This is a genomic window from Salinibacter pepae (genome assembly GCF_947077775.1).
Classification (GTDB): Bacteria; Bacteroidota; Rhodothermia; order Rhodothermales; family Salinibacteraceae; genus Salinibacter; species Salinibacter pepae.
Genome location: NZ_CAMTTE010000001.1, coordinates 732,024 through 747,390 on the forward strand (window position 1 = coordinate 732,024; position 15,367 = coordinate 747,390).

Consider the following 15,367-nt stretch of genomic DNA (forward strand, 5'->3'; position numbering starts at 1 on the left):
TTTACGCTCGTCGTATCGTCACCGTGGCCCCGACCCGATCGGCAAGCGCCCGGAGCTGGGACGGTGTGACGCCGATGTAGACCGTGTCGACGCCGGTGCGTCCCGGGTGCGCGTCGGAGCGGATCCGGTTCGTCGAGCGGCCGGCGTGGTCCGTCCCGCGGTGCCCATTGACCATCACGAGCGTCTCGACCGCGTCGTCGCCGTCCACCGCCCGAATGACCTCGGCGCGAGACGCCTTCAGGGCCCGCGAGTAGACGTAGGCGGAGCCACAGATGATGCCCCCGTATCGCTTGAGGCGGCCCGGCGGGCCCGACGACGAACTCTCGGAGCCGTTCGCAGAGTCGTGGTGCATCCCGTCGTGCCTTCGCTGTGCCGATTCCAAACCCATCGAAAGCGGACGGAGCAAGCCCGGCGGTCGTTCCATTAGTCTCGGTCTTGGCTGAGACGCCCAATGCACGCCGCCCCCCGCCCCCTAAAACGCCAGCAGGTCCTCCACCTTCGGCCGCAGCCGGGCCTCCGCAGAAAAGATCTCATCTTCCAGCGGCTTGGCGTTGGGCACCGGGAGGTCCTCGGCGGCCACTCGTGTGATGGGGGCATCGAGGAGCTCAAAGCCGATCTCGCCAAGCTCCGCCGCCACCTCGGCCCCAAAGCCGGCGGTGCGCGACGCCTCGTGCAGCACGAGCAGGCAGTTTGTTTTGTCGAGCGACTGACGGACCGTCTCCCGATCCCAGGGCACGAGCGTGCGCAGGTCCACCACCTCCAGCTCCACTCCGTTTGCTTCGGCCTGGTGTTCCGCCTCCGCCAGCGCCCAGTGCACCCCCACCCCATAGGTGACGATGGTCGCGTCGGCGCCCTCCCGCGCCACCCGTGCCTCCCCGAACGGCAGCGTGTACGCCTCCGTCGGCACCGCGCCGCGGACCGAGCGGTAGAGCTTCTTGTGCTCGAAGAAGAGGACCGGGTTGGGGTCGGCCACGGCGGTGCGGAGGAGCCCCTTCGCGTCGCGGGGCGTGGCGGGCACCACGACCTTCAGGCCCGGCGTGTGGGCGAACCAGGCCTCCCGCGACTGCGAGTGGAACGGCCCGGCCCCGATGCCGCCGCCGAAGGGCGCGCGAATCGTCACGTTGACCGGCTGTCCCCACCGGTAGTGGGTGGTCGCCAGGTTGTTGACGGTCTGGTTGAAGCCACACGAGATGAAGTCGGCGTACTGCATCTCCACGACCGCCGGGAGGCCCTCAATGGACAGCCCCATCCCGGCCCCGAGGGCGCCGTCTTCGATGATCGGCGTGTTGCGGACGCGCTCCCTGCCAAACTCGTCGACGAAGCCGTCGGTCACCTTGAACGCCCCGCCGTACTCGGCAATGTCCTGCCCCATCACAATCACCTCGTCGTCGTCCCGCATCGCCGCCCGCAGGCCGTCCTGAAGGGCGTCGATGAAGCGCGTCTCCTCCGGGTCCGCATCGGGCGACGGCAGGTCCGGATCGGGCGACGGGGCAAAGACGGCGTCGCGCTCGGCCTCGGGGGTGCTGGTCACCGCCGGCCGGTCGAGGGCCCACTCCGCCAGCTCGTCGACCGCGGACTCGAGCTCGGCCCGGATGCTCTCCATCCGGTCGGCCCCGAGCAGCCCCTCCTCCCGCACCCGAGCGGCAAAGCGGTCGAGCGGGTCTTTTTCTTTCCACTCCTCGATGAGCTCGTCCGGGACGTACGCGGTGCCGGAGGCTTCCTCGTGGCCCCGCACGCGAAACGTTTTCATCTCCAGCAGCACCGGCCCCTCGGTCCGGGCGTGCGCCCGCGCCTCCCGAACCGCCTCGATGACAGCAAACACGTCGTTGCCGTCCACGATCATCCCCGGCATGTCGTAGCCGGCGGCCGCGTCGGCGATGTCGTCGGGGGCCACCGCCTCGTCGGTGGGCGTCGAGAGGCCGTAGCCGTTGTTCTCCACCAGGAAGAGGACCGGCAGGTCCCACACCGACGCCAGGTTGAGCGCCTCGTGGAAGTCGCCCTCGCGGGTGCCCCCGTCGCCACAGAACGCGCAGGCGACCCGGTCCGCCTCCCGGAACCGAACGGCCTGCCCCAGCCCGCACGCCACCGGCAGCATGGCGGCCATGTGCGAGATCATGCCCACCAGGTTTTTCTCCGGCAGCCCGAAGTGAAAAGTCCGGTCCCGGCCGTTCGTAAAGCCCCCCTTCTTCCCCATCAACTGGCAAAAGAGGCGCTCCCGGTCGACGTCGCGCGTGGTCCACACGCCGAGGTTGCGGTGCATCGGCAGGATGTAGTCCCGGTCGTCCAGCGCCCAGGCGGTGCCCGCGGCGACGGCCTCCTGCCCGTACCCGCTAAACCATTTCGCGATGCGCCCCTGCCGGATGAGCGTCAGCATCTTTTCCTCGATGACGCGGGGCTCGAGGAGCGCCCGGAAGAGCGCCTCGGCGTCGAGGGCAGGGCCCGTATTGACAGATGACTCTGGGGAGGACATGTATCTCGTAGTTCGGAACGAAGACTGACGATGAGCGCTGCGAACAGAGGGCGGGCGAGACAAGGGCCGCTCGAAGCATGCCCCCTCGGCTTGCTTCTATTCCAGTCGGAAGGTGAAGGTGATCGTGCCGGTCTGGGTTTCCTGGGGCGCCCCCGGCGGCAGTGCGTTGAAGCGCCACTGTTGCAGGGCGTCCATGACGGCGGCCTCCAGTTCGGGATTGCCCTTGAGGAGGGGCACGCGCCGCACGATGCGCCCGTCCGGGTTGACGGTAATCCGAACCCGGATGCGGGCGTTCACCTTCTCGGCGTACTGCGGAAGGGGCGCCCGCTCGGGATCCCGGTCCAGCCCCTCAATGTCGTAGGGCGCAGCGGCCTCTTCCTGGGAGCCCGACCCCGGATCGCCCGATTCGTCACCGGGCTCCTCACTCGGCTCCTGCTGGTCGGCCTGCTGTTCCGTCTCGGGCTGGGCCTCGGCCTCCGGCACGGTCGTCTCCTCCTCGGTCGGCGGCACGGACTCCTCGCTCTGCTCCTCCTCCGGAAGGTTGACCGGCTCCGACGCGGGCTCCTCCGCCGTCTCGTCGGGCTCGGCCTCCGGCTCGGGCGCCTCCTCCCGCGGCTCCGGCGTCGTCGTGTTCTCCACCGGCTCGGTGGCCTCCACCGGCTGCCCGGGCGAGAACTCGCCGAATTCCACCTCCACGTAGCCGAGCTGGGCCGGGCGGGGGCGCGACGCCGTCAGGGAGGCGAAGAGAAGGGCGAGCCCCCCGTGGAGGATAACGGTGGTGGCGACCCCGATCCAATCGCTACGGGACATGGGACGCGCGCAGTTGTGGAAGCAGGCGGGCGATCAGTGTTGCCGGTCGTAGAGACGTTGGACGGCCTCGGCCCCACAAAAGTTCGTCGCGTCGGCCCTTTGCTGCGACCTCAGATCTCGTCAGCCGGCGTGGTCGAAGCGCGTCACGCCGTCGCGGACGAAGCGGCCCTCGTCGGGCACGTACCGCCGTTCCTCCACGGAGAAGGCCTCCGGCCCCACGGAGACGACGTTGTAGAAGTTGATCGGGCCCGTCGGTTCGCGCCAGCGATTGCTCGTTGCCGTGCCCGCGCTGGCAACGACGATGCGCGGGGTGCCCGGGATGATTTCGAGGGGCTGGATTGCGGAGATGTGGAGGTGCCCGCAGAGAATGAGGTCGATGCCCACCTCGCCCGCCACCGCGAGGGTCTGCTCGGCCTGCCGGGCCACGGGGTGTGGGCTGATGGGCCCGATGGCCGTGGGGTGGAGCTGGTGGTGCACCACGAGCACCTTGAAGCGGTCGTCCCCTGTCCCCGAGAAGAACGTGCGCATGGCACTCCGGTCGGCCGGGCCGATGCGCCCCCCTTTGATCGACGGCCCGTACGCGGACGTGAGGCCGAGGACCGATACGTCCTGGGCCTCGAAGGTCGGGGCGAGGTCGTCCGTAATGAACTGCTTGTAGCGCTCCAGGGGCGTCCGGAGTCGCTTTAGGGGGCGCCACCACGGGTAGACGTCGTGGTTGCCCGCCACGACGAGGGTGGGCGGGGCCAGCGCGTCGAGCAGGTCTCGGGCCGCCCTGTACTCCGCCGGACGGGCCCGCTGTGTGAGGTCGCCGCTCACCGCGACGAGGTCGATGCCCGCCGCGTTGATCTCGTCCAGAAGCGCCTCCACCACTCCGGCGTCCGCAATGCGCCCGAAGTGGAGGTCGGAGATGTGAGCAATGGTCATAGCGCCGAACGCGGGCCTCGTAACCGTTCCACGCTACAGCAACAGGTTCATCGGCTCCTCCAGGTACGACTTCACGGTGTCGAGGAAGTGAGCCCCCTTGGCCCCATCCACGACGCGGTGGTCGCAGGAGAGGGTCACCTTCATGCGCGTGCCCGGCACCACCTCGCCGTCCTCCACGACGGGGGTGTCGCGGATTTCGCCGATCGCCAGGATGGCCGAGTTGGGCGGGTTGATGATGGCCGTAAACTCCTCGATGCCGAACATGCCGAGGTTGCTCGTGGTGAAGGTCGCCCCTTCAAACTCCTCCGGCTCCAGGTCGCGGTCCCGCGCCCGCTCGGCCAGGGCCCGCGTCTCGCGGGCGAGCTCCGAGAGCCCCTTCCGGTCCGCGTCACGAATGACAGGGGTGATCAGCCCCTCGTCGATGGCGACGGCAATGCCGATGTGCACGCGGTTGTGCTTGTGGATTTCGCCCTCGTCGGGACGGTAGGCGGCGTTGACGTACGGGTGGTCGTGCAGCGAGAGGGCACACGCCTTGGTGATGAAGTCGTTGAAGGAGATTTTCGCGCGGCCCTGCTCCTCCGCCAGCTCGTTGAGGTCCTCGCGCACCTCGATCGCGCGCTCCACGTCGATGTCGACCGTCAGGTAATAGTGCGGGGCCGAGTACTTGCTCTCCGCAAGGCGCCGGGCGATGGTCTCCCGCATCTGCGTAATGCCTTCGGACTCGTACGCGGCCTCCTCGTCCGGCATCGCGTAGGACGGCGCCTCGGGGACGGACGGCTCGGGCTGGGGCGCCGGCTCCGGTTCGGGCGTCGGCTCCGGTTCGGTTGTCGGCTCCGGTTTGGGCGTCGATTCGGGCGCGGCCTCCTGCTTCTCGACATGGGTTTCCACGTCCCGACGCACGATGCGCTCCTCGGGCCCCGATCCCTCAACCTGCGCCAGTTCCACGCCGTGCTCCTGCGCAATGCGGCGGGCCAGGGGAGACGCCTTGATGCGGCGCCCCTCCGCGTCGGTCCCGGCGGGCACCGGCTCCGGCGTCCGTTCGGACAACTGCCCGTCCCCACTCGGCTCCGGCGCGGGCTCGGGCTCCACCTCCGGCTCGGCCGATGCGTCCTCGGCGTCGGCGTCCGGCTCGGCGTCGGCGTCCGGGTCGGCCTCGGGCTCCGCGGTTGCGGCCCCGTCCCCGCCGGCGTCATCCACGAGGTCGGAGATGTCCTCTCCGGCCTCCCCAATCACGGCGATCAGCTCCCCGATGGGCACGGCGTCGCCCTCCCCAATCACTTGTTTGAGCAGCACCCCCTCGTCAAAGGCCTCCAGGTCCATCGTGGCCTTGTCGGTCTCCACCTGCGCGAGCACGTCGCCCGCCGACACCTCCTCGCCCTCGTCCACGAGCCAGGCGGAAAGCACCCCCTCCTCCATGGTGTCGCTCAGCTTGGGCATTTCGATTGGAATCGCCATAAATCAGTGTCGATTTTCGGGTTGCGAATGTCGAATGTGGGTTGACCGGAGTGTCGAACGTCCAATTCGAAATTCGACACTCGCAATTCGTCATTGAGCGTACAGGACCCGGAGGCACTTGTCGACCGTCTCGTCGGCGCCCGGCATGTACGCGTCCATGAGGTTCGGCGCGTACGGGGCCGGGGTGTCCGGGGCGGTCACCCGCAGGATGGGCGCGTCGAGGTAGTCGAACGCACGGTCCTGCACCTGATGGGTGATCTCCGAGGCCACGCTGGTGAAGGGGGTGCTCTCGTCGATGACGACCAGCCGATTGGTCTTCACGACCGACTCCACGATCGTCTCGATGTCGAGCGGCTTGATGGTGCGCGGGTCAATCACTTCCGCCTCGTAGCCCTGCTCTTCGAGGGCCTCCGCGGCGTCCATCGCGATGTGGTAGCTCTTGCTGTGCGCCACGATCGTCACGTCGTCGCCCTCCCGCGCCACGCGGGCCGAGCCGATCGGGATCGTGTAGTCGCTTTCCTCGCTCACCTCCCGCTTCATGCCGTACATGAGCTCACTCTCGAGGAAGACCACCGGGTCGTCGTCCCGGATGGCCGTCTTGAGCAGCCCCTTGCCGTCGTCGGGCACGGAGGGCGACACGACCTTCAGGCCGGGAATGTTTGAGTAGAGCGCCTCCGTGGAGTTGGAGTGGGTGGCCCCGAGCTGCCCGGCCGCCCCGTTGGGGCCGCGGAAGACAATCGGGATGTCGAACTGGCCGCCCGACATGTAGCGCATGTTGGGCGCGTTGTTGATGACCTGGTCGAAGGCCACGAACGAGAAGTTAAACGTCATGAACTCGACGATGGGCCGGAGTCCGTTCATCGCCGCCCCGATGCCGAGCCCCGCAAATCCGAGCTCGCTAATCGGCGAGTCGATGACCCGGTCGGACCCGAAGTGATCGAGCATGCCCTTGCTTACCTTGTAGGCGCCATCGTACTCGGCCACCTCTTCCCCAATGAGGAAGATGTCGTCGTCGCGCTCCATTTCCTCGGTCATTGCTTCCCGGAGCGCCGTGCGGAATTCCAGCGTAGCCATATTCAAGTGCGTGTTTCGAAGTGCAAATGTCGAATGGGGAGAGCGGGGAGGGGCGGGCCGTCGGTCCGGCCCCAACACTCAGACGTTCACGGGACCTAGGCGATGAAGGGGTAGTCCTCCTGCGTGTAAATGTCGTCGTAGATGGCCTCTTCGTCCGGGAAGGACGCCTCGTTTGCCGCGTCGATGGCGTCTTTGACCCGCTCCTTCACCTCCTCGTCGATCGCCTCCATATCGGCCTCGGTGGCCAGGCCCCGGTCGAGGATGTAGTCCTGGAGGCGGTTGATGGCATCTTGGCTCTGGCGCTGATCGAGCTCGCCCTCCCCCCGGTACTCGGCCGGGTCGGTGATGGAGTGGCCCTGGTAGCGGTACGTGCGCACCTCCAGGAGCGACGGCTGCCCCTGCCGGGCGTAGTTCTCCACGTGGTCCCTCACCGCCTTGTTGACGCTGAACACGTCCATGCCACTGGCCAGGGACGCGGGGAAGTCGAAGTTGTAGCCGTGCTTGAAGAGGTCGGGCTTGCTGAAGGCGCGGTCCACGGCCGTGCCCATCGCGTACTGGTTGTTCTCGCAGACAAAGACGATGGGCAGTTCGTAGATGCCGGCCAGGTTGCACGCCTCGCGGAACGCCCCCTGGTGCATCGCCCCGTCCCCGAAGAAGCAGAGGCACACGTTGTCCTCCCCCCGATACTTGTGCGCGAAGGCGAGGCCCGCGCCGAGCGGCAGGTGGGCGCCGACGATCGCGTGCCCCCCCATCATTTTCTTCTCGGCGTCGAAGAAGTGCATCGAGCCGCCCTTCCCCTTGGAGCAGCCCGTCTCTTTGCCAAACAGCTCCGCCATGCCCTCCTCGGGCGTGATGCCCATCGCCAGCCCCATGCCGTGGTCGCGGTAGGCGGTAATGACCGAGTCGTCTCCCAGCTCAATGGCGTTGACGCTGCCGGTCGAGACCGCCTCCTGCCCAATGTAGAGGTGCAGGAAGCCCGAGATTTTCTGGCGCTGATACATCTGGCGACACCGGTTCTCGAAGCGCCGCTGCAGCAGCATGTTGCGGAGCAGGTCGAGCACCTCATCGTCCGCAATGCCCAGCTCGTCGTGCCCGTACGTGTCGGCGGGATAGGTCTCGTAGGTGACCGTTTCTTCGAGCGGCCCCTCGGGAATGTCGATGGTCTGCCGGGTGGCCGCCCCGCCCGCGGGCGACTCGGACTCCTCTTCCGAGAGCGGGCTCGGGCGCTTCTCGGTGGTTGCGGCGCCGGTGGAGGTGCCGTTGGCACTTCCGGTGGCCGGGGCCCCCGTGCCCGCTCCCTCAAGGGCATTCTGGATGTCTTGGGCGTAGGCCGGGCCGATGCCGGACAGGTCTTCCAGCGACTCTACGTCTCGCAGGTCGGCGAGGCTCGTGACGCCGGCCTGCTTGAGTCGGGACGCGTGCGGGAACCCCTCCGGAAAGTCGGCTCCCCCGTTGAGGCTTCCATTCGAACCGGAACTGGAGTTTGGGGCCGAGGTGTCATCAGCCATGACAAGCGGCGAGGTTGGGTGAGTAGAATCATGCGTCGGCGAGTGCCGGCCCCGTGAGTCAGGAGCAACACCGGACAGTCGCCGCGTGAAGCTGGACGGATGTACAATGCCAGCTGAAGAAGCAATTTTGTCAAACCCTTGTATCTTACTATTCCCCCCTCGGTTTCAACACATCCACGCCCGCTGAAACCCGTTTTCCATTAAAACCTGCCGGCGGACTCGGAAATGCCCCGGTGCATCATTTATGTAGACTTCCCCTGTCGGCATACGGTCCGTCAACGGCCGCGCCGCGGCCGGTTCCGCACCCTCGTCCGTTCTCACGCTTTTCCCTCTCCTCCGGTGCCCGACCCGCCTCCGTCCTCCTCCGACGCGTCCCCGCCCGACGCCCTGGTCATCATCCCCACCTACAACGAGGCCGATAACATTAGCCCGGTAATCGACCAGGTGCTGGAGCAGTCGCCCCCTCTTTCTGTCCTCGTCGTGGACGACAACTCGACCGACGGGACCGCCGACCTCGTGCGGTCAAAGAAGACGGATGCGCCCGACCGGGTTCACCTGATCGAGCGAAGCGGCAAGCTGGGCCTGGGCACCGCCTACCTCCGCGGCTTCCGGTACGCCCTGGCGCAGGACTACACCTACATCTGCGAGATGGACGCCGACCGCTCCCACGACCCCAACGACCTGCCGCGCCTCATCGAGCCCGTGCAGAACGGGGAGGTGGCCCTCGCCATCGGGTCGCGGTACGTGGAGGGGGTGCGCGTGATCAACTGGCCGCTCTCTCGCCTCGTCCTCTCCTACGGGGCCGGCGTCTACACCCGCGCCATTACCCGCCTGCCGCTCCTGGACGTCACCGCCGGCTTTAAGTGCTTCCACCGGCGCGTGCTGGAGACCCTGCCGCTCGACCGCGTCAACTCCGACGGCTACGCCTTTCAGGTCGAGATGCACTACCGCACCTGGCGGGCGGGCTTTCAGTTCACGGAGGTGCCGGTCGTCTTCACGGAGCGGACCGAGGGGGAGTCGAAGATGCGACGCGAAATTGTGGTGGAGGCGGCCCTGAAGGTGTGGGAGCTTCGGCTCCAAGACCTCCTCGGGCGGCTGTAGTCCGCAGCCGCGGGGCCCACGCTTCTCGCCGTCTTTTCGGTTTTCTAATGAAGGGAGTCGCCGCCGCGTGTTACCTTGGCGGGTGCCATTGCGTCTGCCGCTCCTGCCTCTTCATTCTTCCTCTCCCAACAACTCCTCCCAACCATGAGCCCCTCCGGCGAACGCATCACAGTCGACGACGGCACCCTCCACGTCCCCGACACCCCCATCATCCCCTACATCGAGGGCGACGGCGTGGGGGCCGACATCTGGGCCGCGGCCCGTCCGGTGTTCGATGCCGCCGTGGAGACGGCCTACGACGGCGAGCGCGCCATCGAATGGACCGAAGTGCTGGCCGGCGAGAAGGCCAAGGAGCACACCGGCGACCTCCTCCCCGAGAACACGGTGGACACCATCCGCGAGCACCGCGTCGCCATCAAGGGCCCCCTCACGACCCCCGTCGGCGCCGGCTTCCGGTCGCTGAACGTCGCCCTGCGCCAGAAGCTGGACCTCTACGCCAACGTCCGCCCCACCTACTACATCGACGGCGTGCCCTCGCCGATGAAAAATCCGGAGCAGATGGACATGGTCACGTTTCGGGAAAACACCGAGGACGTGTACGCCGGCATCGAGTGGGAGGCCGGGACCGAGGGCGCGGAGCAGGTCCGGGCGTTCGTTGAGGAGCAGATGGGCTTCGACGACACCATCCACGACGGCCCGGTGGGCATCGGGATCAAGCCGATCACCGAGTTTGGGACCAAGCGGCTCGTCCGCGAGGCCATCGATTACGCCCTGGAGTCCGACGGCCACCAGTTTGTCACCCTCGTCCACAAGGGCAACATCATGAAGTTCACCGAGGGCGCCTTCCGCGATTGGGGCTACGAGGTCGCCCGCGAGGAGTACGGCGACGCGGTGATCACCGAGGACACCCTCTGGGAGGAGCGCGACGGCGACCCGCCCGCGGACGCAGTGGTCGTCAACGACCGGATCGCCGACAACATGCTGCAGCAGGTGCAGACACGGACCGACCAGTACGACGTGCTGGCGATGCCGAACCTGAACGGCGACTACCTATCGGACGCCTGCGGGGCTCAGATTGGCGGCCTCGGCGTGGCGCCGGGCGCCAACTTCGGCGACGCCGCCTGCCTGGCCGAGCCCGTTCACGGCTCCGCCAACAAGTACGCCGGCCAGGACAAGGTCAACCCGTCGGCGCTCATTCTGTCGGGCCGCCTCATGTTCGAGTACATGGGCTGGGACGAGGCCTCCGCGGTGATCCTCGAGAGCCTGGCGGAGACGATCCAGCAGAAGCGCGTGACGTACGACTTCGAGCGCAACCTGGAGGGCGCCGAGCTGCTCAAGTGCAGCGAGTTCGGGCGGGCCGTGGTGGAAAACATGGGATAATGGTCCCGGACGACCGGCTTCCCCCCTCAGTGAAAGAGCGGCATCGTGGCGGCCCCACGATGCCGTTTTTCTGTTTCCCCCCTGCTCTTTTGATACACTGCATTCGCTCATGGCCTTCTCGCTCTCCCGCCTCGTGCCCCGCCTTGCCGAGCGCCTGGGCGGCCCGCTGCCGGGCCACGAGGCGCACCTCCGCATGGCCCCCCGAAATCCGAGCCGGCGGGCCGACCTCTCGGTGGAGGCGCGGGACTGTCGGGACGCCGGGGTGCTCCTGCTCCTGCACCCGGACGACGCGGATCCGTCTGTGGTGTTGACCGTCCGGCGCGACCACCTTCCCGACCATGCCGGCCAGGTTTCGTTTCCGGGAGGGCGACGGGAACGCGGCGAGTCGCTCTCGGCCACGGCCCTGCGGGAGGCGGAGGAAGAGATCAACCTGCCCCCGGCGTCCGTGGGCGTGCTCGGCGCCCTGACGCCGCTCTTCATCCCACCCTCCAATTTTTGCGTGCACCCCTTCGTGGGCCACACGCCGTCCCCCGCGTCCCTCCACCCCACCGACGCGGAGGTCGGACGGATTCTGCAGGTTCCCCTCGCGCGTCTCTTGGATCCGGACGCCCGCACGACCGAGACGCGCCCCCTCAACGGAAGGGACGTGGACGTGCCGTACTACGACGTGGCCGGTCATACCGTGTGGGGGGCCACCGCCATGATGCTGGCCGAGTTCCTGGCCGTGGTGCGGGACGCGACGGCGTCGGCCGAATAGCCGGCCGCCCCTATTCGGGGCCGTCGGGATCCGATGCCGCTTCCGCCCCCACGAGGGAGCGCCAGCCCACCCGCCCCCACCGCTCCGGCGCGTAGCGCTGGATCCACCGCCGGTCGACCCAGTGCTTGAGCCGGAGGGACCACGTGCGGGCCGTCCACAGGGGGCCCGCCGTCCAGATGGCGCGGCGCGCTCCGGTGGAGAGCAGCAGCGGCGCGACCGGGTACGGGCGAAAGACGGCCAGGTCCGACGCGACCGGGGCCGAGCCGTCCCCCGCGAGTCGACGTAGGGTGGTGTCGAGGTTTGCCCGGAGGTCCGGCCCCTGCTTCACGGCGTGCACGCCCACCTTGTCCAGGTTCAACCCCGGAATGGTCCCGCAATCGCCGGCGGCAAAGATGCGGGGATGGGTGGGGGTGCGCAGGCGCCGGGTTACATGCAAAAAGCCCCGCTCGTCCGTCGACAGCCCGCTTTCACGGAGCAGCGGCGGAGCGACGGCCCCGGTGCTCCAGAGCACCGCGTCGGGGTGGATCGTGTCGTGTTCGCCCGTGTCCGCTCGCATGTCTACCTGAGCGCGACCTTCGTCGGGTCCGTGCACCTCGTCGACGGTCGTCGCCGTCCGGAGGGTCGCGCCCCGTTCCCGGAGCAGCCGGGCCGCGTAGGCGCGCATGCCCTCCGGAAACCCCGGCAGGATCTTCCCCGACTGCTCCACAATCGTCAGCGAGAGGTCCGCCGCCCGTCCGGCCCCGGCGAACCGTCCCGTGATGTTGAGGGCCACCTCCACCCCGGCTGCCCCGCCCCCTACGATCGTCAGGCCGAGCGTCTCCGTCGGGGCGTCGAGCACCTGGTTCAGCTGAGGACGGAGGGCACGGACGCGGTAGATCGGCTTGGTGCCCACCGCGGCGTCGGGCAGGGCCGGATTCACCCCCCCGACGTCGATCGCCAACACGTCGTAGGGGATGGTGTCCCCCTCAGCCGTCGTGACCGTGCGGGCCTCCGGATCGAGGGCCGTGGCGCGGGCCGCCACGTGCGTGGCCCCCGCCTCCCGGGCCATCTTCTTCAGGTCCACGCGGATGTCGTCGACCGCATACACCCCGCCCAGGTGCTCCGGCACCATGCCCGAGTAGTAGAGCCAGCGTTGGGGATCAACGAGGGTTACCTCGACCCCCGCGTCGGTCCATTCCCGGGCATGGGCGAGGCTGGGCAGCATGGCGTGTCCCCCTCCGACGAGGACGAGATGCAACGGCTCAGACATCGGACTGCGATCCGTCAAGAACGAAAGGCGGCAAATGCGCACACGAGATTGGGAGCAGTTGTGGCGTACAAAACCTCCATCAGCTGCGCTGCCCGTGTCGCGTCGAGAGCCCCACGGGGAGGTACACAGGGCACGTTCCGACGAAACTCGTTAGGAGAAACGCCACGGCCCCGACGCCCAGGACGAGCGCCGTGGTGCCGCTGAGGGTGCCCGTGGCGTACAGCACGCCAACCACGAGGGCGGCGACGGTGCGAAGGATTCGGTCGAGAGAGCCCATGTTCTGGGTCATGACGGGGGGGGGGATGGGTTCGGAATAGACGCAGCGAGCGCCGTACCGCACTGGCGGCGGCGTTGTGAGTGATTGATCACTCACGACGGACACCGGTACCAATGTGAGAGGTTCCGGTAGGGATGCGCGATTCGCCCGACACGACGGAATCGCCCCCCTTATTTGAACTCCTCACGAACCGCTGAACCTGCACGAGTAGGCAGCATAGAGTGGTTGTGAGTGATCACTCACTCATTCCTCCCTCTATTTGGGGCTTTCTCTCCCACTCGCCTACGCCCATGACCAAGCGAGATGACATTTGCGAGGCCGCCCTCACCCTCTTTGCCGAGAACGGCATTGAGGCCACGACGACCCGTGAGATTGCGGAGCAGGCCGGGGCCGCCGAGGGAACGCTCTACCGCCACTTCGACGGCAAGGCCGACCTCGCCCAGTGGCTCTACCGGCGCTGCCTGAATCAACTCCGCGACACCCTTACGGACGCCGACGAGGCGACATCGACCCCGACCGATCGGCTGGAGGCCCTCGTGCGCGGTATGTTTGACTTTTACGCCTCGAGGCCCGCCTCGTGCACCTACCTGCTCTCGGCCCGGGAATCGGGCGCCGTGGGCACGAGTGAGAGCGACGCGCCGCCCTCTCCAGTCCACCTGTTTGCGAGCGTGCTCGACGAAGGCACGCGGCAGGGCGTCTTTCGGGAAACCTCATCCTCCCTCGTCGCCGGATGGATTCTCGCGATGGTTCAGCGTACCGTTCTCTTTTTGAAGACCGAGGCCCTTTCGTTGAGCACGCAGGCCGCAATCGACCAGACGGTCAACGCGGCCCGCCGGCTGGCGATGCCCTCTCCGGGCTGAGGCGCGGGGGCGCCACGACCGTTTCTCCACTACGAACCCGACCCCTCACATGTATTTTCCAGTTGTGAGCGAACGATCACTCACGCTCAGTCCGCGAATCGGAGGTGCGCTGTGGATGCTGACGTTCGGCATCATTGCACTGCTTCCCGTTCGGGGGGCGGCGCAGCCGGCCGCGGTCGTCGATGACGACACGTCCGCCACGTTGTCTCTGTCGCTGGACGAGACGCTGGCCCGGGCTCAGGAGGCGAGCTTCCCGGCCCGGTCGGCGGACGCGACCCAGCGCGCCGCGACGGCCCGCAAGCGGCAGTCGCTCGGCGTCTTCCTCCCCCGGATCACCGCCCGTGAGCAGGGGCTCTTTACGACCGACCCCGTCAATGCCTTCGGCAGCAAGCTGCGGCAGGAGGGCTTTGCGCAGCAGGACCTTCGGTTGGGGGCCCTCAACACGCCGGATCGGGTGGACCAGTACGGCACGCAGTTGGCGATCGAGCAACCGATTTTGAACCTGGACGGTCTCTTTGAGCGGCGCGCAGCGTCCGACGCGGCCCGCGCCGCCGGCCACAAGGCCGAGCGCACGGAGGCCGTCGTCGCGTTCCGGGTCAAGAAGGGCTACTACGGACTGCTGCTGGCCGAGCGGCGGGTGGGCGTGATCGACTCGGCCCTCGCCGCCGCCCGTGCCACGCGCGACCAGGCGCAGGCCCTCTTCGACGAGGGCATCATCAACCGGGCCGACCGGCTGGCGGCCGCGGTGCGCGTCTCAGAATTGGAAAGCCGGCGCAGCGAGGCGGTCGCTCGACGCGACAACGCCGCCGATCAGCTGCGGGTGCTCATCGGACTGGAGGATGACGTGCGCATTGAGCCCACCGACTCGCTGACGCGCGAATCCGCCCTGGTGGGCGCCGTCTCCCTCGACGCCGTCAACCAGCGACGCTCCGACATGCAGGCCCTGCGCGCCCGGGCCGAGGCGGCCCGGGAGACGACCCGGTCCCGGTGGCTCGCGTTCGTGCCCACCCTCAACGCCCGCGGCACCACGGGCTGGTACGACGACACGCCCTTCGGCACCAACGGGCAGAGCTGGACGGCCGGCGTCTCGCTGTCGTGGAGCCTGTTCGAGGGCTACCAGCAGATCGGACGGGCCCAGGAGGCCGAGGCGCGGCAGCAGCGCGCCGAGATTGCCTTGGAGCAGCAGGCCCTCGAGAACGAGGTCGAGATCACGTCCGCGCGACGCGACCTGCGGGCCGCGCAGGAACGCATCGACCAGGCCCGGACGGCCGTGGCCCAGGCCGAGGAGAGCCTGCGCATCCGGTCCGACCGCTACGCCGAAGGCATGGCCCGCACCACGGATCTGCTTCAGGCCGAGGCCACCCTCGCCGAACGGCGCCTCGCCTACCTTCGGGCCCTCTACCAGCACAACGTGACCGTCTACCGCCTCGAGCTGCTCACGGAGCAGTCGATGACCCGATAATCCATCTTGCCTCTCGTTCCCATGGCTTTTTGCACCGCCT

The 15,367-nt window shown here is 68.0% G+C and carries 14 protein-coding genes; 5 read left to right on the forward strand and 9 right to left on the reverse strand.

The features are described from left to right. Position 1: 1 nt before the first annotated feature. The 7 genes from OJA40_RS03185 to pdhA form a co-directional block, all read right to left on the reverse strand. Positions 2-352: a hypothetical protein gene (locus tag OJA40_RS03185; protein ID WP_208426770.1), complete on the reverse strand. Its 351-nt coding sequence runs from the start codon at positions 350-352 to the stop codon at positions 2-4. Positions 353-472: 120 nt separating this feature from the next. Beyond that, positions 473-2,470, reverse strand: coding sequence for an alpha-ketoacid dehydrogenase subunit alpha/beta (locus OJA40_RS03190; protein WP_263809927.1), 1,998 nt, complete (start codon positions 2,468-2,470; stop codon positions 473-475). Between the two features lie 96 nt (positions 2,471-2,566). After that, on the reverse strand, positions 2,567-3,280 hold the full coding sequence (locus OJA40_RS03195) for a TonB family protein (protein WP_263809676.1): 714 nt from the start codon (positions 3,278-3,280) through the stop codon (positions 2,567-2,569). A 120-nt stretch (positions 3,281-3,400) separates the two neighbouring features. Beyond that, positions 3,401-4,204 carry a metallophosphoesterase family protein gene (locus OJA40_RS03200; protein WP_263809928.1) on the reverse strand — a complete coding sequence of 268 codons (804 nt, stop codon included), beginning with the start codon at positions 4,202-4,204 and terminating at the stop codon, positions 3,401-3,403. Positions 4,205-4,237: 33 nt separating this feature from the next. Beyond that, a complete protein-coding gene (locus tag OJA40_RS03205; RefSeq protein ID WP_263809672.1) occupies positions 4,238-5,659 on the reverse strand; it encodes a pyruvate dehydrogenase complex dihydrolipoamide acetyltransferase in 1,422 nt (473 codons plus the stop codon). Positions 5,660-5,749: 90 nt separating this feature from the next. Next, on the reverse strand, positions 5,750-6,733 hold the full coding sequence (locus OJA40_RS03210; protein WP_263809670.1) for a pyruvate dehydrogenase complex E1 component subunit beta: 984 nt from the start codon (positions 6,731-6,733) through the stop codon (positions 5,750-5,752). A 95-nt stretch (positions 6,734-6,828) separates the two neighbouring features. Continuing rightward, positions 6,829-8,241, reverse strand: coding sequence for a pyruvate dehydrogenase (acetyl-transferring) E1 component subunit alpha (gene pdhA, locus OJA40_RS03215; RefSeq protein WP_263809669.1), 1,413 nt, complete (start codon positions 8,239-8,241; stop codon positions 6,829-6,831). A gap of 225 nt (positions 8,242-8,466) precedes the next feature. On the opposite strand from pdhA, the gene OJA40_RS03220 reads away from it, so the two are divergent. The 3 genes from OJA40_RS03220 (at position 8,467) to OJA40_RS03230 (ending at position 11,479) form a co-directional block, all read left to right on the forward strand. Beyond that, positions 8,467-9,342 carry a polyprenol monophosphomannose synthase gene (locus OJA40_RS03220; protein ID WP_208426774.1) on the forward strand — a complete coding sequence of 292 codons (876 nt, stop codon included), beginning with the start codon at positions 8,467-8,469 and terminating at the stop codon, positions 9,340-9,342. Positions 9,343-9,486: 144 nt separating this feature from the next. After that, on the forward strand, positions 9,487-10,722 hold the full coding sequence (gene icd / locus OJA40_RS03225; RefSeq protein ID WP_208426775.1) for an isocitrate dehydrogenase (NADP(+)): 1,236 nt from the start codon (positions 9,487-9,489) through the stop codon (positions 10,720-10,722). A gap of 109 nt (positions 10,723-10,831) precedes the next feature. Beyond that, entirely contained in the window at positions 10,832-11,479 is a 648-nt protein-coding gene (locus OJA40_RS03230; RefSeq protein WP_208426776.1) for an NUDIX hydrolase, read from the forward strand. A 10-nt stretch (positions 11,480-11,489) separates the two neighbouring features. Here OJA40_RS03230 and OJA40_RS03235 read toward each other — a convergent pair whose 3' ends face one another. Further along, positions 11,490-12,728 (reverse strand): NAD(P)/FAD-dependent oxidoreductase, encoded by a 1,239-nt coding sequence (locus tag OJA40_RS03235; RefSeq protein WP_263809929.1) that lies wholly within the window; start codon positions 12,726-12,728, stop codon positions 11,490-11,492. Between the two features lie 79 nt (positions 12,729-12,807). Continuing rightward, complete coding sequence (locus OJA40_RS03240) at positions 12,808-13,017, reverse strand: YgaP family membrane protein (protein WP_263792936.1); 210 nt, start codon at positions 13,015-13,017, stop codon at positions 12,808-12,810. Positions 13,018-13,295: 278 nt separating this feature from the next. On the opposite strand from OJA40_RS03240, the gene OJA40_RS03245 reads away from it, so the two are divergent. After that, positions 13,296-13,865 (forward strand): TetR/AcrR family transcriptional regulator, encoded by a 570-nt coding sequence (locus OJA40_RS03245; RefSeq protein WP_263808832.1) that lies wholly within the window; start codon positions 13,296-13,298, stop codon positions 13,863-13,865. 49 nt (positions 13,866-13,914) lie between these two features. Further along, positions 13,915-15,327, forward strand: a complete 1,413-nt coding sequence (locus OJA40_RS03250) for a TolC family protein (protein WP_263809930.1) — start codon at positions 13,915-13,917, stop codon at positions 15,325-15,327. Positions 15,328-15,367: the final 40 nt, after the last annotated feature.